The sequence below is a fragment of the Pantoea sp. GW821-FHT03E06 genome (assembly GCF_059420725.1).
This window is the reverse complement of the sequence record NZ_JBWKUG010000001.1, coordinates 880,025-898,761: the sequence shown is the minus strand read 5'-3', so window position 1 is coordinate 898,761 and position 18,737 is coordinate 880,025. Positions and strand designations below refer to the sequence as shown.

Below are 18,737 nucleotides of genomic sequence, written 5' to 3'. Positions count from 1 at the left end.
GTCTATACATCCGTTCAGCATGTTGGCACAATAGCCAGCATCAACGCAACAGGGATTTCACATCATGCAAACACTTCGCACCACCAGCCTTGAGGTCCGCAATAATCAACTGTGGATCCTTGACCAGCAGGCGCTGCCGCAACAGAAAAACTGGCAGCCTGCGCATAGCGTTGCTCAGCTGGTTGATCATATTCACGCCCTGCGCGTGCGCGGAGCGCCATTGATTGGCCTCTCCGCCAGTTTGCTGCTGGCGCTGCTCGCCGAGCAAGGTGCAACGCGCCCCGAACTGGCTGAAGCGCTTAACGTGCTGCGCGCCGCTCGTCCAACGGCGGTGAACTTAATGAACAATCTTGATCGCATGAAAACGGCACTCGCTGAGCACGATTATGGCGCGGCGCTCAGTGCCGAAGCACTGCGGCTGGTGGCGGAAGATAAACAGCTATGCGACAACATCGCTTGCGCCGGGAGCACACTGGTGAAACCGGATAGCCAGTTGCTGACGCACTGTAATACCGGTGGGCTGGCGACGGCGGGCGTCGGTACGGCGCTCGGCGTGATTGCCTATGCCCATCAGCAGGGCTTGGTGAAAAATGTCTGGGTAGATGAAACCCGACCGCTGCTGCAAGGTGGGCGTTTAACCGCGTGGGAACTTGGCGAGCTGAATATTCCCTATCAGTTGATCACCGATTCGATGGCCGCCAGTTTGATGGCGCGCGGCGTGGTCGATGCGATTTGGGTGGGTGCGGATCGCATCGCTGCCAATGGCGATGTGGCGAATAAGATTGGCACTTACAGCCTGGCCGTGCTGGCGCAGTATCACGGCATTCCCTTCTATGTGGCGGCACCGCATACCACGCTGGATCGCTTATGTCCGAACGGTGGCGCAATACCGATTGAACAGCGCGCCGCCAGCGAAGTGACGGGCGTAGCGGGCAGTTTTGGCAGCGTGCAGTGGGCACCCGCCAACGCAGCGGTGTATAACCCGGCGTTTGACGTCACGCCTGCAGCGCTGATTAGCGGTTGGGTGCTGGATACTGGTGTGGTCACGCCAGCGCAAGTTCAGGAAGGGATTTTTCAGCCGTAAGCTGATTGCTGTTGATTAGGGGTCGTCATAAATGACGACCTTACGGTTGGCGCATGGTTGTAGGGGCGGTATTCATGCCGCCCCATGATCACGCCAGGCGCGGATAGGCATCGGCAATCTTGTCGCCGGTAAAGTTCGCTACCCAGCCTTCCTGGTTATCGAAAATACGAATCGCAGTAAAGTGCGGCTCAGATCCCATATCAAACCAGTGCGCGGTACCGGCTGGCACGGAAATCAAATCGTTCTTCTCACACAGAATCTGATAAACCTCGCCATCCAAATGCAGGCAGAACAGCCCTGAACCCTCAACGAAGAAACGCACCTCATCTTCGCTGTGCGTGTGTTCATTGAGAAACTTAGCGCGCAACACCGCTTTCTGCGGATTATCCGCCCGCATGCTCAGCACGTCCCAGCTCTGATAACCCTTCTCAGCGACCAGTCGATCTATCGCATGTTGATAGGCGTTAATCACCGTCTCTGCATCGGGATTCGCCCCCAAATCACGATCGGCTTCCCAGCGTTCAAAGCGCACGTTTTTAGCATTCAGGCGGTCGCGAATCGCTGAGGCATCGGTGCTGTGCCACACCGGCTGATGGGCTTCGGTATCGGTAAAAATGGTCAATGCGCTCATGTTAAATCGACTCCGGTTTAATCTGGGAAAAATCATTTACCTGGTGATGACGACTGGCGTTATCCGCCTCGCCACGAATTAACTGCACCGTGTGCCAGCCCGCTTCCGCCGCCGCGTCGAGTTCCTGATGGATGTCCGACAGGAACAACAACGAACCCGGCGCGTGGCCGATTTTTTCGGCGATAGTGCGATACGATTGCGTTTCACGTTTCGCGCCAACGCCGGTATCAAAATAGCCGCTAAACAGCGAGGTTAAATCACCTTCATCGCTGTAGCCAAATAACAGTTTTTGCGCGGCGATCGATCCGGAGGAATAAACATACAGGCTAATACCTTGCTGCTGCCAGCGTTCAAACGCCGGCAGCACATCGGGATAAAGGTGGCCGGTAAACTGGCCGTCAACATAACCCGCGCGCCAGATCATCCCCTGCAATGCCTTGAGGCCCGGCGACTTGCGATCTTCATCGATATAACCCATCAGCGTGGTAATCAGCTGATCAAGCGTGGCCTGCGGTGTGCCCGCTTCGTCACGCACCGCGTTTAGTGCGGCAGCCACGTCTTCATCTGCATGCTTCTCGCGCACAAAGGCGGCCAAATGCTGGCGGGCATAGGGGAACAAAACGCTGTGCACGAACTGGATATCGCTGGTGGTGCCTTCAATATCGGTAACAATGGCGCGGATCATTTAGCCTCCAGCAGGCGACGTTGCAGTTCACATTCAAACAGGAATTCCAGCCCTTCCAGGTGGCAGCGCGCTTCATTCACATCTTTGCCCCAGCAGGTCAAGCCGTGGCCGCGCAGCAAAAAGCCATATTGCAGCGGGGTGTTTGCTGCAAAGGCGGCAATACGCTGTGCCAGCGCGTCAATATCCTGATCGTTATCGAATAAAGGAATGGCAATGGTATTAAGGTGCGTCTGCTGGCCGGCCAGCGTTTTCTGCATTTCATAGCCACTTAACCGCAGCGCATCTCCCTGCTCAACGCGCGACAGCACGGTGGAGTTGACGGTGTGAGTATGCAATACCGCGCCAGCCTGGGGGAAAAGGCGATAAATCAAGGTATGCAAACCGGTTTCCGCCGATGGCGTGCGCCCGGATGGCACGGCGTTATTCGCAATCTCTACCTGAATAAAATCATCACGCGTCAGGCTGCCTTTATCTTTCCCTGACGCGCTCAGCAGACAATATTCTGCGTCCTGCCGCACCGACATATTACCGCCGGTGGCGGGTGCCCAGCCTTTGCCACCAATCCAGTGGCAGGCGGCCACTAAATGCTCCAGTGGGAGAAAATCCGTCATAGCGATATACAGGCTCCGCAGGTTAGTTTAGACGTCTAAGCGTCTCGATTGCCAAATATTAACATCCTGTTTATAGTGGCAGCAACACAGGGTTTCTCCGCAACGACATTCGCGCTTAAGGCCACAAATAATGACGCAGCCCAACCTGATCCCCGAGAGCAAATTACCGGCGCTCGGCACCACCATTTTTACGCAAATGAGCGCGTTAGCGCAGCAGCACAACGCTATCAATCTTTCGCAGGGCTTTCCCGACTTCGACGGTCCACGCTATCTGCAAGAACGTTTGGCTTATCACGTTAGCCAGGGCGCGAACCAATATGCACCGATGATCGGCGCGCTGCCACTCCGTCAAGCCATCGTAGAGAAAACCGCCGAACTTTATGGCCACACGCCCGACGTTAACAGCGACATTACCGTGACCGCCGGCGCTACCGAAGCGCTCTACGCCGCGATCACCGCGCTGGTACGCCAGGGCGATGAAGTGATCTGCTTCGATCCCAGCTATGACAGCTATGCACCTGCTGTTCAGCTCGCCGGCGGCGTGTTAAAACGCATCGCGCTGCAGCCGCCAGAATTTCGCGTTGATTGGTCTGAATTCCGCACGCTGCTAAGCGCCAAAACCCGCTTAGTGATTCTGAATACGCCGCACAACCCTTCCGCCACCGTATGGCATAAAAGCGATTATGCCGAACTGTGGCAGGCGATTGCAGAGCAGGAAATTTATGTGCTGAGCGATGAAGTCTATGAACACATCTGCTTTGCCGATGAAGGTCACGCCAGCGTATTAGCGCATGCCGACCTGCGTCAGCGCGCGATTGCCGTGTCGTCATTTGGTAAAACCTTCCATATGACCGGCTGGAAAGTGGGTTATTGCATCGCACCAGCCGCGATCAGCGCCGAAATCCGCAAGGTGCATCAGTATTTGACGTTTTCAGTCAACACGCCAGCGCAGTTGGCGATTGCCGATATGCTGCGCCAGGAACCCGAACACTATCGTGAGCTGTCAGCGTTCTACCGAGGCCGCCGCGATCGGCTGATCGCGGCACTCGCAGGCAGCCGGTTTAAGGTGTTACCGTGTGAAGGCACCTACTTCCTGCTGGTGGATTACAGCGCCATTTCCGATCTGGATGACGTGAGTTTCTGCCAGCTGCTGACCAAAGAGGTCGGCGTGGCGGCCATCCCCCTTTCGGTGTTCTGCGCCGATCCTTTCTCGCACAAGCTGATTCGCCTGTGCTTTGCCAAACAGGAAGCGACGCTCGACGCCGCTGCGGAGCGCTTATGTCAGCTTTAAAAATTACCGTTCTGCAGGAAACGCTGAGCTGGATGGATGGCGCGGCTAATTTGCACCATTTTGATGGCGTACTGAAAGGTATTGAAGGCCGCGACATCATTCTGCTGCCAGAGATGTTTACCACCGGCTTTGCCATGGAAGCCGCCGAAGGCTCGCTGCCGCAGGATGACGTGGTGGCGTGGCTGCACGCACACGCGCAAACCAGCAATGCTTTAGTCGGCGGTAGCGCAGCAATTCAGACGGCGAAAGGCGCGGTTAACCGTTTCCTGCTGGTGGAACCCAACGGCACGCTGCATCAATATGACAAACGCCATCTGTTCCGCATGGCCAATGAACATCAGCACTATGTGGCGGGTGAAACGCGCGAAGTGTTTGAATGGCGCGGCTGGCGCATTCTGCCGCAAATATGTTACGACCTGCGCTTTCCGGTATTTTCGCGCAATCATAATGATTACGATCTGGCACTGTATGTCGCCAACTGGCCAGCGCCGCGTGCGCTGCATTGGCAATCACTGCTGCTGGCGCGTGCGATTGAGAACCAGGCTTACGTCGCCGGCTGCAACCGCGTTGGCAGCGATGGCAATCAGCATCAATACAGCGGCGATAGCCGGATTATTTCGCCACAGGGTGAGATTCTGGCGAGCGGTGAGCCTTTTGCACGTGCACGCCTCGACGCTGAGCTGTCACTGGAAGAGCTACAAGCCTACCGCGAACGCTTCCCGGCGTGGCGCGATGCGGATGCTTATATGTTGAAGTAATAAAAAACCCCGGCTAGCCGGGGGTTTATTTTGGTTTATTGAATTACAGCTCGAACCGATCCAGATTCATCACTTTCGTCCAGGCAGCGATGAAGTCGGCCACGAATTTCTGCTTCGCATCGCTGCTGGCGTAAACTTCTGCCAGGGCGCGCAAAATAGCGTTCGAACCAAACACCAAGTCGGCACGTGTGGCGCTGAACTTCACTTCTCCCGTCAGACGATCGCGACCTTCAAATAGCTCCTCGCTCTCATCGGTAGCTTTCCATGCGGTACGCATGTCGAGCAGATTAACGAAGAAGTCGTTGCTCAGCACGCCAACGCGATCGGTGAATACGCCATGCTGGCCGCCGTCAAAGTTAGTCCCTAACACGCGCAAACCGCCAATCAATGCCGTCAGCTCTGGCGCACTCAGCGTCAGCTGCTGCGCTTTATCCAGTAGCAACGTTTCCGTCGAAGAACCTTTGGCGATGCGGCGATAGTTACGGAAGCCATCCGCCAGCGGCTGCAGGAAGTTGAACGACTCGATATCGGTTTGATCCTGACGCGCATCAACGCGGCCTGGCGTAAACGGAACTTGTGTCGCCACACCCGCCGCAGCTGCAGCCAGCTCGATACCGACGCTGCCCGCCAGCACAATCACGTCAGCGAGTGAAGCTTTGCCCGATTCCTGCTGAATCTTCTGCAGGATCGGCAGTACATCACTAATAACGCTGGCGTTGACCGCCCAACCGTTTTGCGGAGCCAGTGCCAGACGCGCACCGTTTGCACCGCCGCGTTTGTCACCACCGCGGAAGGTTGATGCCGAAGCCCAGGCGGCAGAAACCAGCTGGCTTACGCTCAAACCTGACGCCGCAATACGCGCTTTGATATCGCTAATATCCGCCGGCGTTGGCTGATGAATGGCCTGCGGTAACGGATCCTGCCAGATCAGATCTTCTTTCGGCACTTCCGGACCGATGTAACGCGCTTTCGGCCCCATATCACGGTGCGTCAGTTTGAACCAGGCGCGAGCAAAGGCTTCGTTAAACGCCTGCGGATCGTTGAGGAAGCGGCGCGAGATCTTGCCGAACTCTTCATCAAAACGCAGCGTCAGATCGGTAACCAGCATAGTCGGTTTGCGTTTTTTCTCGGGATCAAACGGATCCGGGATAATCGCTTCGGCATCCACCGCTTCGAACTGAATCGCGCCTGCTGGGCTGTGCGTCTGTACCCACTCGTATTTGAACAGGTTTTCGAAGAAGTAGTTGCTCCACTGCGTTGGCGTTTGTGTCCACACCACTTCCAGGCCAGAAGTAATGGCATCTTTACCCACGCCGCTGCCGTAGCTGCTGCTCCAGCCAAGGCCCTGCGCTTCAATCGGTGAGGCTTCCGGATCGACACCCACATGGCTGGCCGCAGCCGCGCCGTGGGTTTTACCCAACGTATGACCACCGGCGATCAGCGCGACGATCTCTTCATCGTTCATGCCCATGTTGCCGAAGGTGGCGCGAATGGCCGGTGCGGCGGATTTCGGATCGCCGCTGGCTTCCGGACCTTCCGGGTTAACGTAGATCAGACCCATTTCAGTCGCGCCCAGCGGAGCGTTAGCCAGCGCTTCGGGATGGCGATGTGCCAACCATTCGGTTTCGTGGCCCCAATCCACATCCATATCCGGTTCCCACACGTCTTCACGACCGGCACCAAAGCCGAAGGTGCGGAAGCCGGCGTTTTCCAGCGAGACGTTACCCGCCAGAATGTAGAGATCGGCCCAGGAAATTTTCTGACCGTATTTTTGTTTCACCGGCCACAGCAGACGACGCGCTTTATCAAGGCTGACGTTATCCGGCCACGAGTTAAGCGGGGCAAAACGCTGCTGCCCACGCCCTGAACCGCCGCGACCATCGATGGTGCGATAGGTGCCCGCGCTGTGCCACGCCATGCGAATGAACAGCCCGATATAGCTGCCCCAGTCGGCTGGCCACCAGGATTGCGAATCGGTGAGAATGGCGCGGATGTCGGCTTTTAATGCGGAGTAATCAAGTTTGCTGAATTCGTCGCGGTAGTTGAAGGTATCACTGAGTGGGTTGGAACGGTTGGAGTGCTGGTTTAACAGATCGACACGCAGCATATTGGGCCACCAATCGCGGTTAGATGTCCCACTACCGGCGCCGCGTGCTAATACGCTCTTCTCTTCTGAAGCCCCGTGATGAAAGGGGCATTTACCTGAGGCTGCTGCATTATCGTTATTGTCGTGCGTGCTCATTTTTCGGCTCCATTGGCTTCACATTGCTTTCTTTAATGCGACTAAGATTAGCCGCACTTGAGCCAAGAATATATTTGGATGAACCGAAGGTTTTGATAGTTACTGGCTTTCAAGCGCAGCCGTGTGATGCAGTGCGCATTTATACAATTGGTCGCCATGAATGGCGCCTCTACAACCGCCGCAGCCACGTTTGTCAGGTGCGCATTTGTGCAATTGGTCGCCATGAATGGCGACCCTACGACCGCCGCAGCCACGTTTGTCAGGTGCGCATTTGTGCAATTGGTCGCCATGAATGGCGACCCGACGGTTTTTGTAGGGTGCGCATTGATGCGCACCAGGCGTACTACAGCGCGGATCAACTACCGCGGTACGTCGACCACGACCACGGCGAAATCAGAAACGGCAGATGATAGTGGCTGCCCGTTGCGCCAATCACGAAATCGATCTGCGCACTCACATACAACGCATCACGTCCAGCACCCGCAAAATAATCGCCGATCTCTGCCGTCAAACGATAATGACCGGGCGCGAGCGGCTCGGGCGTTAGATCTTTGATGCGCCCGTCGCTGTCGGTTTCGCCTTCCACCAGCGGCAGCCAGCCTTCCGGGCTGTTTTGCTCGAGCGAAACTGCCACGCCAATCGCTGGTTTTCCCAGCGCGGTATCCAAAATGTGGGTAGTAATGGTGCTCATCTGATGCTCTCCTTCAGGCGTAATAGGGTGATTTCGCGCAGCTGCGCCAGCGCTTCACGCTGTTCACTCTCCGCATCATTGTTCAGCCGGCGCTGTAATTCCGCCAGCATCTCCTCGCCGCTGCGCCCTGTGGCGCGAATCAGGAATACCCGACCAAAACGCTGCTCGTAGGTTTGATTGCCCGCCAGCATCGCCAGCTGCAGTGCGCCGCTAGCCTGCTGCATCGCTGACTGCTCCTTGCGCGACAGCGCTGCATCTTTATCTGCCCCCGCCACCTTATCACCAATGCGCGGATGGGCGCTCAGCGCCTGACTCAACTCATCAGCCTGCCACAGCTGTGCCAGACGATCGGCGGTTGCCTGCAGCGCCGCCATGTCGGCAAAAGGTCGCGCTGCCACCAGCGCCTGTTGCCAGGCCGGAATCGCCACGCAGTGTGCAATCGCCGCCTGTGCAGCTTCGGGTGGCAACTGATTAAAGCTGACCAAATCCATATTTGTTCCTTTATACGCGGGCGATATCGCAAACTGCTTGCAGATAGGCCTGTACGCCGAGCGCCACATCGTCAGCCTGCACCGATTCCGCCGGATGATGGCTAATACCGCGATGATTGCGCACAAACAGCATCCCCACCGGCCAGCGCTCGGCGATAGCAATCGCATCATGACCCGCGCCGCTTGGCAGCGACAGGCTGCGCCCCTGCACGGTTTCCACCGCATGGCTCAGCGCCTGCTGCAAGCGCGCATCACAGGCGGTGGCGGCAATGTGGTAATACTCGTTGGCACTGAAGGTTAAGCCGCGACGCAGCGCAATCGCCTGCGCCTGAGTCAGCAGCGTCGAGAGCAAGCGCTCCAGCGGCTCATCCTGCGGACCGCGCACATCGAGCGAAAGCTGTACTTCACCGGGAATCACGTTAACCGCACCCGGCAAGCAGCTTAGCGTGCCCACCGTCGCCACCAGCTGCGGATCCTGCTGCTGCGTGGTGTGTTCAATAAACACCATCCATTCGGCAGCAGCGGCCAGCGCATCTTTGCGATGCGTCATCGGCACGGTGCCGGCGTGGCCCGCTTCGCCAACAAAACTGCAGTTCAGACGACGCGCGCCGTTAATCGCGGTAACTACGCCGAGCGCCAAATCTTCCTGCTCGAGACACGGACCTTGTTCAATATGCAATTCCAGATACGCCGCGATGTCATTCACCTCGCGCGCCGCGTCGAGGATTTTTGCCGCATCGAAACCGACATCCTGCATCGCTTCCGCCACGGTGATGCCGTTGCCATCCGGATGCGTGACCCAACTTTCGGGCCAGCTGCCGGTAATGCCACGGCTGCCGAGCAGCGTAATGCCGAAACGCGTGCCCTCTTCATCGCCAAAGCCGACAATCTCAATCGCCAGCGGCAAACGCTGTTGACGATCGTGCAGCCACTGCACGGTTTCGATGGCGCTTAATACCCCGAGCATGCCGTCATAGCGACCGGCATTGCGCACCGTATCAAGATGCGAACCGAGCAGCAGCGCCTGCGCGCCCGGCTGCGCCGCTTCATAGCGGCCACAGATGTTGCCCACCGCATCCTGCCACGTCGTCATGCCCGCAGCCTGCATCCACTCAGCCACGCGTGCGTTAGCGCGCAGCTGTTCCGGCGACAGATAAACGCGCGTCAGCCCCTCTTCGCTTTCACTGATCGCCGCTAACGTGTCACAGCGCGCCATGACGCGCGCGGCGGCAGATTGTGCCTCGCTGGCGCTCATCAGGCTTTGTGTCATGCGCGGCTCCCGTAGAGATCCCACGCCGCCTGCAGCGCGGCGCCTTGCGTGGTGCGGAAACCCACGTGATTCAGCACCGCTTCCAGCGCGCTGAGGGTTTGCATCACGCAATCTTTGCGCGCGTTGTAACCCATAGTGCCGATGCGCCACACTTTGCCGTGCAGCGGCCCAAACGAAGTGCCGATTTCGATGCCGAAATCTTCCAGCACCAGTTTACGTACCCGATCGCCATTCACGCCCTGCGGGATCACCACGCCGAGCACGTTATTCATTTTGTGTTTAAGATCGCCGAAGGTTTCCAGGCCCATGCCCTGAATGCCTTTCAGCAGCGCATCGCCGTGCAGCTTATGGCGCGCGATGCCGTTATCTACTCCTTCCTGCATCATCAGCCGCGCACATTCACGCGCGCCAAACAGCGCGGTGGTGGCTTCGGTGTGGTGATTGAGGCGTTCCGGTCCCCAGTAATCCATGATCATGCCGAGATCGAAATAGTTGGAGTAGATCATCTCGTCGTCGCCATCCTGATGATCGGCAGTGCGAATGCCCTCTTCCACGCACTTACGCTTGCGGATCGCCGCTTCCATCTGCGGACTGAGGGTGATCGGCGAAGTGCCGGACGGTCCGCCAAGGCATTTCTGCATGCCAGCGGAGACCGCATCAAGGCCCCACGCATCGGTTTCCAGCGCGTTACCGCCGAGCGAGGCGGTGGCATCAGTATAAAACAGCACGCCATATTTCTGGCAAATCGCGCCCAGTTCTTCCAGCGGCTGCAGCATGGTGGTGGAGGTGTCGCCCTGCACCGTCAGCAGCAGGCGCGGCTGCACCTTTTTGATCGCATCTTCAATCTGATCCGGGGTAAACACTTCGCCCCACGGCACTTCAATGGTATGTACTTCCGCGCGGCAGCGACGGGCAATTTCACACAGCAGGTGACCAAAACGGCCAAATACCGGCACCAGCACTTTGTCGCCTGGACGGATCGCCGACAGCAGGATCGCTTCGATTCCGGCGCGCGAGGTGCCGTCGATCAGCATCGTCCAGCGGTTTTCAGTGCGAAATACGCCACGGTACAGCGCCATCACTTCGTTCATGTAGTGCGTCATCGCCGGATCGTACTGACCAATCAGCTGGCTCGACATGGCGCGCAGCACGCGCGGATCGGCATTGATCGGGCCCGGTCCCATCAGCAGACGCTGTGGTGGATTGATTTGCGAAAATTGGCTGATATCCATGTTGTATTCCTTAATGAAAACCTAGAGGCGGACCGTGGAAATAAACTGCTTTAGCTCCGCGGTTTGCGGATTGGCGAACAGCGTTTTGCTGTCGCCCTGCTCCCAGACGCGCCCCTGATGCATAAAGACCACGCGATCGCCCACGTCGCGGGCGAAGTTCATTTCATGGGTGACGAGAATCAGCGTCATGCCTTCGGCGGCCAGCTGCTCCAGCACTTTCAGCACTTCGCCCACCAGCTCGGGATCGAGCGCTGAGGTGATCTCATCACAGAGTAAAACTTTCGGCTGCATCGCCAGTGCACGGGCGATCGCCACGCGCTGTTGCTGGCCGCCAGACAGATTGGCCGGGTAGTAATTGATGCGCTCACCAAGGCCGACTTTTTCCAGCATCTGCGTGGCCAGCGCGCGGCATTCGGCTTCACTTTTCTTCAGCACGCGGCGCGGTGCCAGCATCACGTTTTCCAGCGCCGTCATGTGCGGGAACAGATTGAAGTTCTGGAATACCATGCCGACCGAACGGCTGATTTCCCGCGCCTGCGATTCGCGATCGGTAATGGTCATGCCGCCCAGTTTGATGCTGCCGTCCTGATAGCCTTCCAGCCCATTCATGCAGCGCAGCAAGGTACTTTTGCCCGATCCGCTGCGGCCAATAATCGAGATCACTTCGCCGTGATCGACATCGAGATCGACCCCTTTCAGCACGTGATTATCGCCGTAGTACTTCTGTACCTGATTAATGGTGATGAGCGGCATTGAATTTTTTCTCCAGGTACTGGCTGTAACGCGACAGCGGATAACACATCAGGAAGTAACCGAGCGCCACCAGGCCAAACACCTTGAACGGCTCATACGTCACGTTATTCAAAATGGTGCCGGCTTTGGTCAGCTCGACGAAACCGATAATCGAGGCCAGCGCGGTGCCTTTAATCACCTGCACGGCAAACCCAACCGTAGGCGCGATGGCGATACGAATCGCCTGCGGCGCGACCACGCGAAACAGCGTTTGACCAAAGGTCAGGCCGAGACAGCGCGACGCTTCCCACTGCCCTTTTGGCAGCGCGCGAATGCTGCCGTACCAGATATCCACCAGAAACGCGCTGGTGTAGAGCGTTAATGCCAGCGAGGCGGCGGTCCAGGGCGCTACGTCAATGCCGAACAAACCGACGCCGAAGAAGGCGAGGAACAGCTGCATCAGCAGCGGCGTGCCCTGAAACAGTTCGGTGTAAGCGCGCACCAGCCGCATTGGCCATTTGCGTTTCAGCAAGCGCATAAACAGCAGCGGCAAGGTCACCAGCGTGCCGCCGAAAAACGCCACCAGCGAGAGTAATATTGTCCAGCGCGCCGCCAGCAGCAGGTTGCGCAGGATGTCCCAGTCGGTAAACGTCGTCATGCCGGCTGCGCTCCTAACCATTTACGTCCCAGCGCCAGCAGCAGTTGGCGCATGGCAATCGACAACGCCAGATAGATCAGCGTGGTCACGAAATAGACTTCAAAACTCAAAAAGGTGCGCGACTGAATCAGGTTGGCGGCGAAGGTCAACTCTTCGTACGACACCTGCGACACCACCGATGAGCCGAGCATCACAATGATGCACTGGCTCACCAGCGCCGGATAAATGCGCTGCAGCGACGGCGGCAATACCACGCGGATAAAGGTTTGCGTGCGGGTTAAGCCCAGCACACGCCCCGCTTCCCACTGGCCGCGCGGCGTCACCTGAATCCCGGCGCGAATAATTTCGGTGCTGTAGGCACCCAGATTAATCAACATCGCCAGCAGCGCGGCTTCGCCCGCCGTCAGTTTCAGACCAAGATTGGGCAAACCAAAGACGATAAAAAACAGCTGCACCACAAACGGCGTATTACGAATCAGTTCAACGTATACGCCCCAGATGCGGCTCGCCCAGCTCGGTTTGCCGCTACGCAGCGCCGCGCCGAAAATGCCGAGGCTTACGCCGCCCACGGTGGCGAGCACGGTGATCTGAATCGTGACCCACAGCCCGGCCAGTAGCTCTGGCCAATGTGGCCAGAGATCGGCAAAGTTAAGTTGCCCCATGTTTTATGCGCCGAGGTTGGCGGGCAGCGGCGCTTTCAGCCACTCTTCCGACAGCGTGTTCAGCGTGCCGTCTTTGATGCCCTGCTCAATCAGCGCATTCACTTTCTCTTTCAGCGCCGGCTCATCTTTTTTCAGGCCGATGTAGCACGGCGAATCTTTCAACATGAACTGGGCAACCGGCGCTTTATCGGCATTTTGGCGCGCAATCGCGGCGACAACCAGGTTGCCGGTTGCCACATACTGCACCTGACCTGAGAGATAAGCTGACAGCGTGGTGTTGTTATCTTCATAACGCTTCACCTGCGCGTCTTTTGGCGCGATATCGCTTAACACCATGTCTTCCACCGCACCGCGCGTCACACCGATGGATTTACCGCTGAGTGCCGCCGCATCCTTCAGCGTGTCGCCTTTCGGACCAAATACGCCGAGGAAGAACGGCGCGTAGGCGCGGGTGAAATCGATCACTTTCTCGCGCTCGGCGTTTTTGCCCATGCTGGAAATCACCAGATCGACTTTATCGGTTTGCAGATAGGGCACGCGGTTGGCGCTGGAAACCGGCACCAGCTGCAACTTCAGTTTCATCTGTTTGGCGAGGTACTTCGCCATATCAATATCGTAGCCCTGCGGCTGCAAATCGGTGCCCACCGAGCCGAACGGCGGGAAATCCTGCGGTACCGCCACGCGAATCACGCCACGCTTCTGGATATCCTGCAACTGATCGGCCATCGCGCTACCGACCTGCGCCATCAGCAAAGCCGCGCCCGCTACCGCTAATAATACTTTTTTCATTATGCACCCCGGTGAGTTTACGTGAAACAAAAGATTCTTGATGAATCATTCTGCAACTAATGTGCCAACCGCAGCGTCAGGGAAAGAAAGAGGAAAAAATGAGGTTTTACTGAATACAAGGCGAAAAAAACGGGCATAGCGCCCGTGGAAGTTAACGATCTAAAACAGTGCAACGCACCAAAATGGCGCCCGTTAACGGTGTTCCAGCTCGTCGAGATGCTGATAAAGATCGGCGATTTGATGGATGCGCTGACGCCCCTGCGACAACATTTCATGTAGCAAAGCGTTGGCCAGCAGATTAATCAGGCTCATGGCGGAGGCGTAGCTATCAAAGGCGGAAACGCTATCGAGCGATGCACACAGCTGCCAGCGCGCCAGCGTAATGATGCCCTGCGCCTGCGGCTCACACAGCGCCAGCACCGGAATGTTGCTCTGCTGCAGCTGCTGCATCAGCGGACGAATGATGCGCGGGCGGCGGCGAAACGCCATCACCACTACAATGTCCTCCGGCGTGATGTCCACCAGCTCTTCGCCCAGCGTCTGGCCCGGCTGCGGCAGGACATGCACCTGTGGACGCGCCTGCATCAGCTGCTGACGCAGGTGCAGCGCCACCGGATACGCGTTGCGCATGCCGATGATAAACACCCGTTTAGCCACGCCCAGCGCCGCAATCACCTCACCGAACTGCTGCGGATCGATGCTGTTGACCCACTGCGTGAGGTTGGCCATTTCCTGCTTATAGTGGCGCGACAGCAAGGTGTTGCCCTGCACCGCATCGCGATTGTCGGTGAGCGGCATGCCGCTCTGGCGCAGGATGCGCAGTTCATCGCGCATGTCCTTGTATTTTTCGTAACCGAGACGCTTGAATAAACGACTGACCGTGGCCTTTGAGACACCGCTCAATCGCGCCAGCTCGGCGCTGTTGTAGCTGATCAGGTCATCAAAATGGTCAAATACGAAGTCGGCAATGCGCTGCTCCTGCGGCGACAGTTGCGGATAGTGACTACGAAGTCGTTCATCAAGTTGTTTCATCATCGGTCCTGTAACTTTTGTTTCATCACAAGCTAGCATAAATCGATCCAGATTGATGTCCGAGCAAAACTGGAACAGCTCTTGCTTAGGTTTATGCAGGATCTGCCAGGTGCGCATAAATGCGCACCCTACAAAACCTGCACCGTGCTGTTGTAGGGTCGCATTCGTGGCGAACAGCGGCCAGGTGCGCATAAATGCGCACCCTACAAAACCTGCACCGTGCTGTTGTAGGGTCGCCATTTATGGCGACCCCTGTCAGATGCACCCTACAAGTAATTACAGAGAAAGAGTTCACTATGATACAGAGCAATATGGCGCCGTTAGGCATGGCCGTTACGCCGCATCATCTTGCCAGCGAAAGCGCGTTAGCGGTGCTGCGTGAAGGCGGCAGCGCAATTGAAGCGATGGTGGCTGCGGCCGCCACCATCGCCGTGGTCTATCCGCACATGAACGGTTTGGGCGGCGACGGCTTCTGGCTGGTGGTGCCACCTAACGGCGATCCCATCGCCATTGACGCCAGCGGCGCGGCCGGTTCGCTGGCGCATGTCGATTTCTATCACGGCGAAACCCATATTCCGCATCGCGGGCCGAAAGCGGCATTAACCGTTGCCGGCACCGTGAGCGGCTGGCAGGAAGCCTTAACGCTGGCGCAGGAACTCGGTGCCGCGCCGCTGCCGTTAACGCGCCTGCTGCGCGATGCGATTCGTTACGCTGCCGACGGCATTCCGGTCACCGCTTCGCAAGCCGCCGCTACTGCTGCCAAGCAGCAGGAGTTACAGCATCAGCCCGGTTTCGCCGCCACGTTCCTGCCAGATGGCAACGTACCGACTGCGGGCAGCCGCTTTACCCAACCGGCGCTGGCCAATACGCTGAGCATGCTGTGCGATCACGGGCTGGAGAGTTTTTATCGCGGCGAACTGGCGCACCATCTGGCGCGCGAAATGACCGCACTTGGGATGCCGATCACCCTGGAAGATTTGCAAACCCACCAAGCGCGGCGCTGCACGCCACTGCATCTGGCACACAGCGAAGGCGATATCTGGAACATGACGCCGCCGACGCAGGGTTTGGTGTCGCTGGCGATCCTCGGCATTACCGATCGGCTCGCTATGGCAGACGCCGATGAGGCACAAACCGTGCACCGCATCGTTGAAGCCACCAAAAAAGCCTTCGCGCTGCGCGACCAGCACATCACCGATCCGCGCCACATCGACATTAATGTGCAGAGCCTGCTGGACGCCGAACATCTCAGCACGCTGGCGGCACAGGTAGACGACAGGCAAGCCGCGTCGTGGGGCACCGGGCGCGGACCCGGCGACACGGTGTGGATGGGCGTGATGGACAGCAGCGGGCTGGCGGTCTCCTTTATCCAGAGCATCTACCACGAATTCGGCAGCGGCGTGGTATTGCCCGGCACCGGCATCACCTGGCAAAACCGTGGCGCTGCGTTCAGCCTGCAGCCCGACCATCTACTGGCGCTGCAGCCGGGCAAACAGCCTTTCCACACGCTTAATCCCGCCGCCGCGCGTCTTAAAGATGGCCGCACCATGGTGTATGGCTCAATGGGCGGCGACGGCCAGCCGCAAACCCAGGCGGCGATTTTCACGCGCCATGTGATTCAGGGGCAGCCGTTGCAACAGGCAGTGAGCGCGCCGCGCTGGCTGCTGGGCCGCACCTGGGGACAATCATCGGACTCGCTCAAGCTTGAAGCCCGCATCGCACCGGAAACGGTGCAGCAGCTGCGCGCGCTCGGCCATGAGGTGGAACTGCTGCCTGATTTCAGTGAAGTGGTCGGCCATGCGGGTGCCATCGTTCGACATAACAACGGCATGCTGGAAGGCGCGTTCGATCCGCGCAGCAACGGCAGCGCCGCCGGTTTCTAACGGAGATTATTGATGAGTTCACAACCGGACTGGGCCTCCTATATCGCCCAAATGGAGCAGATTCTGGCGCTGGAGCTGGACGATGCGCGCCGTGCCGAATTGCTGACGCAATTTAATCGCATCGCCGCGATGGCCGAGCCGCTGATGGCGCTGCCGCTCGACGATCGGCTGGAAGTGGCGGGAGTGTTCCATCCATGAAACTGTCGTCATTATCGATTAACGCCCTGCATCAGGCGCTCAGCCTGGGTGAAATTAGCGCCCGCGAGATCGCACAAACGACGCTGGCAGCGATTGAGCAACATAACCCGGCGCTCAACGCCTGGACCGAAGTGACCGGCCAACGCATGCTGCGTGAAGCCGAGCAACTCGATCGGCAACGCCAGCGCGGCGAGACATTAGCGCCGTTGGCCGGCATTCCGTATGCGGTAAAGAATCTGTTTGATGTCGCTGGACACAGCACTTTAGCCGGTGCCAGCCTGTTCAGCGATCGCGCCGCGGCACGCGAAGATGCCTGGGCGGTGAGCAAACTGCGTCAGTCCGGCGCGCTGCTCTCCGGTATGTTGAATATGGATGCCTACGCTTACGGCTTTACCACCGAAAACACCCATTATGGCGCGACGCACAACCCACGAGATCTAACCCGCGTGGCGGGCGGCTCGTCCGGCGGTTCGGCGGCGGCGGTTGCAGCGGGTTTGGTGCACTTTTCACTCGGCACCGACACTAACGGTTCGATCCGCGTACCCGCTTCGCTGTGCGGCATCTTCGGTTTAAAACCCACTTTTGGTCGCCTGTCGCGCAGCGGCAGCCATCCGTTTGTCGCCAGTCTCGATCACATCGGCCCGTTTGCCCGGTCGGTGGAAGATTTGAGCCTGGTGTATGACACTCTGCAAGGCGCCGACGCCAGCGATGCCTTCCAGGCCGCACAGCCGGTTGCGCCGGTCAGCGATTTACTGCGCCACGGCGCAGAAGGCGTGCGCAGCGCAGTGCTCGGTGGTTTCTTCTCAACCTGGTGCAGCGATGAAGCGCGCGCCGCTGTGGCAGTGGTCGCCAAAGCGTTAAATGCCGTGGAGGAAGTCAGCTTACCCAATGCTGAAATCGCGCGTTCGGCGGCCTTTATCATGACCGCTGCCGAAGGTGGCAATCACTATTTACCTGCGCTGCGTAGCCAGCCGGAGCAGTTCGAGCCGAACTCGCGTGAACGCTTGCTGGCTGGCGCAATGCTGCCTTCGGCGTGGTACGTGCAGGCACAGCGTTTCCGCCGTCACTTCCAGCAGCAGGTGCTGCCGCTGTTTGAGCAGTTCGACGTGCTGATCGCCCCTGCCACGCCGTGCACCGCCACTACCATCGGCCAGGAAACCATTCACATCAACGGCCAGGATTTGCCGACGCGCGCCAGCATGGGCATGCTCACCCAGCCGATCTCCTTCCTCGGCTTACCGGTGTGCACCGTACCGCTGCACACCGCCAGCGGCTTGCCAATTGGTTTGCAATTGATCGCCGCACCGTTTAAAGAACATCTGGCACTGCGCGCCGCCTGGGCGCTGCAACAGCAGGGGCTGACGCTGCCACAAACCACCTTAATGGACGCCTGAAGATGACACCTGAAGATATCGACCGCCCGGCGGTACTCGCCGACGTCACCGCCGCCTTTTATCGCTACGAGCAAGCGCTGATTAGCAATGACATCGCGGTGCTGGATGAGCTGTTCTGGCACGACCCACGCACCGTGCGCCTGGGTGCGGGTGAGAATTTATATGGCATTGACGAGATCCGCGCGTTTCGCGCCGCGCGCCCGTCAAAAGGCCTGGATCGTACGCTGCGCAATACGGTGATCACTACCTTTGGTGATGATTATGCGGTGTGCAGTACTGAGTTTACGCGCGCGGGCGTGGAGAAGATTGGGCGTCAACAACAGACGTGGGTCCGGATGCCGGAAGGGTGGCGGATTGTTGCAGCACAGGTCAGCTTGATGAGCTGAGGGCGCAGCGTTTCGCC

General features: G+C 58.2%; 20 protein-coding genes. 7 read left to right on the top strand and 13 right to left on the bottom strand.

Annotation, left to right across the window (positions count from 1 at the left end):
• The first annotated feature begins 64 nt into the window (after nt 1–64).
• Nucleotides 65–1,084 (top strand): S-methyl-5-thioribose-1-phosphate isomerase, encoded by a 1,020-nt coding sequence (gene mtnA, locus AC07WB_RS04070; protein WP_494940067.1) that lies wholly within the window; start codon nt 65–67, stop codon nt 1,082–1,084.
• A gap of 88 nt (nt 1,085–1,172) precedes the next feature.
• Here the strand turns inward: mtnA and AC07WB_RS04065 are convergent, their stop codons facing one another.
• Genes AC07WB_RS04065 through AC07WB_RS04055 form a run of 3 tightly spaced genes read right to left on the bottom strand, consistent with a single transcriptional unit; the run spans nt 1,173 to nt 3,011 of the window.
• Nucleotides 1,173–1,715 (bottom strand): 1,2-dihydroxy-3-keto-5-methylthiopentene dioxygenase, encoded by a 543-nt coding sequence (locus AC07WB_RS04065; RefSeq protein ID WP_097094826.1) that lies wholly within the window; start codon nt 1,713–1,715, stop codon nt 1,173–1,175.
• A 1-nt stretch (nt 1,716) separates the two neighbouring features.
• Nucleotides 1,717–2,400 carry an acireductone synthase gene (gene mtnC / locus AC07WB_RS04060; RefSeq protein ID WP_097094827.1) on the bottom strand — a complete coding sequence of 228 codons (684 nt, stop codon included), beginning with the start codon at nt 2,398–2,400 and terminating at the stop codon, nt 1,717–1,719.
• Nucleotides 2,397–3,011, bottom strand: coding sequence for a methylthioribulose 1-phosphate dehydratase (locus AC07WB_RS04055; protein WP_494940066.1), 615 nt, complete (start codon nt 3,009–3,011; stop codon nt 2,397–2,399). Before AC07WB_RS04055 ends, mtnC begins: the two co-directional genes overlap by 4 nt.
• 145 nt (nt 3,012–3,156) lie before the next feature.
• Between AC07WB_RS04055 and AC07WB_RS04050 the strand changes: the two genes are divergently transcribed.
• Nucleotides 3,157–4,302, top strand: coding sequence for a pyridoxal phosphate-dependent aminotransferase (locus tag AC07WB_RS04050; RefSeq protein WP_176519197.1), 1,146 nt, complete (start codon nt 3,157–3,159; stop codon nt 4,300–4,302).
• Nucleotides 4,290–5,060: an amidohydrolase gene (locus AC07WB_RS04045; protein WP_097094830.1), complete on the top strand. Its 771-nt coding sequence runs from the start codon at nt 4,290–4,292 to the stop codon at nt 5,058–5,060. The genes AC07WB_RS04050 and AC07WB_RS04045 overlap by 13 nt, the downstream gene beginning before the upstream one ends.
• A 43-nt stretch (nt 5,061–5,103) precedes the next feature.
• Here the strand turns inward: AC07WB_RS04045 and katG are convergent, their stop codons facing one another.
• The 10 genes from katG to hpxU form a co-directional block, all read right to left on the bottom strand.
• A complete protein-coding gene (katG, locus tag AC07WB_RS04040; protein ID WP_097094831.1) occupies nt 5,104–7,302 on the bottom strand; it encodes a catalase/peroxidase HPI in 2,199 nt (732 codons plus the stop codon).
• A 355-nt stretch (nt 7,303–7,657) separates the two neighbouring features.
• On the bottom strand, nt 7,658–7,993 hold the full coding sequence (gene uraH / locus AC07WB_RS04035; RefSeq protein WP_097094832.1) for a hydroxyisourate hydrolase: 336 nt from the start codon (nt 7,991–7,993) through the stop codon (nt 7,658–7,660).
• On the bottom strand, nt 7,990–8,484 hold the full coding sequence (gene uraD, locus AC07WB_RS04030) for a 2-oxo-4-hydroxy-4-carboxy-5-ureidoimidazoline decarboxylase (RefSeq protein WP_097094833.1): 495 nt from the start codon (nt 8,482–8,484) through the stop codon (nt 7,990–7,992). The genes uraH and uraD overlap by 4 nt, the downstream gene beginning before the upstream one ends.
• A gap of 10 nt (nt 8,485–8,494) precedes the next feature.
• A complete protein-coding gene (gene hpxK, locus AC07WB_RS04025; RefSeq protein ID WP_400454677.1) occupies nt 8,495–9,754 on the bottom strand; it encodes an allantoate amidohydrolase in 1,260 nt (419 codons plus the stop codon).
• On the bottom strand, nt 9,751–10,986 hold the full coding sequence (locus tag AC07WB_RS04020; RefSeq protein WP_345827219.1) for a pyridoxal-phosphate-dependent aminotransferase family protein: 1,236 nt from the start codon (nt 10,984–10,986) through the stop codon (nt 9,751–9,753). Before AC07WB_RS04020 ends, hpxK begins: the two co-directional genes overlap by 4 nt.
• Before the next feature lie 21 nt (nt 10,987–11,007).
• On the bottom strand, nt 11,008–11,739 hold the full coding sequence (locus tag AC07WB_RS04015) for an amino acid ABC transporter ATP-binding protein (protein WP_064740345.1): 732 nt from the start codon (nt 11,737–11,739) through the stop codon (nt 11,008–11,010).
• On the bottom strand, nt 11,720–12,376 hold the full coding sequence (locus AC07WB_RS04010; protein WP_007887184.1) for an amino acid ABC transporter permease: 657 nt from the start codon (nt 12,374–12,376) through the stop codon (nt 11,720–11,722). The genes AC07WB_RS04015 and AC07WB_RS04010 overlap by 20 nt, the downstream gene beginning before the upstream one ends.
• Nucleotides 12,373–13,038, bottom strand: coding sequence for an amino acid ABC transporter permease (locus AC07WB_RS04005; RefSeq protein ID WP_400454674.1), 666 nt, complete (start codon nt 13,036–13,038; stop codon nt 12,373–12,375). Before AC07WB_RS04005 ends, AC07WB_RS04010 begins: the two co-directional genes overlap by 4 nt.
• 3 nt (nt 13,039–13,041) lie before the next feature.
• The gene (locus AC07WB_RS04000; RefSeq protein ID WP_494940065.1) at nt 13,042–13,827 is read right to left on the bottom strand and encodes a transporter substrate-binding domain-containing protein; all 786 of its coding nucleotides are present in this window, start codon (nt 13,825–13,827) and stop codon (nt 13,042–13,044) included.
• Nucleotides 13,828–14,019: 192 nt separating this feature from the next.
• Nucleotides 14,020–14,859: a MurR/RpiR family transcriptional regulator HpxU gene (gene hpxU / locus AC07WB_RS03995; RefSeq protein ID WP_345827221.1), complete on the bottom strand. Its 840-nt coding sequence runs from the start codon at nt 14,857–14,859 to the stop codon at nt 14,020–14,022.
• A 296-nt stretch (nt 14,860–15,155) separates the two neighbouring features.
• Here hpxU and AC07WB_RS03990 point away from each other — a divergent pair, with 296 nt between their 5' ends.
• From AC07WB_RS03990 to hpxZ, 4 genes are read left to right on the top strand one after another with little or no spacing between them, the layout of a single operon-like run.
• Nucleotides 15,156–16,742, top strand: a complete 1,587-nt coding sequence (locus AC07WB_RS03990; RefSeq protein ID WP_400454668.1) for a gamma-glutamyltransferase family protein — start codon at nt 15,156–15,158, stop codon at nt 16,740–16,742.
• Between the two features lie 12 nt (nt 16,743–16,754).
• Nucleotides 16,755–16,940, top strand: a complete 186-nt coding sequence (gene hpxX / locus AC07WB_RS03985; RefSeq protein ID WP_097094838.1) for an oxalurate catabolism protein HpxX — start codon at nt 16,755–16,757, stop codon at nt 16,938–16,940.
• Entirely contained in the window at nt 16,937–18,334 is a 1,398-nt protein-coding gene (locus AC07WB_RS03980) for an AtzE family amidohydrolase (protein ID WP_097094839.1), read from the top strand. Before hpxX ends, AC07WB_RS03980 begins: the two co-directional genes overlap by 4 nt.
• Nucleotides 18,335–18,336: 2 nt before the next feature.
• Nucleotides 18,337–18,720 (top strand): oxalurate catabolism protein HpxZ, encoded by a 384-nt coding sequence (gene hpxZ, locus AC07WB_RS03975; RefSeq protein ID WP_494940064.1) that lies wholly within the window; start codon nt 18,337–18,339, stop codon nt 18,718–18,720.
• Nucleotides 18,721–18,737: the final 17 nt, after the last annotated feature.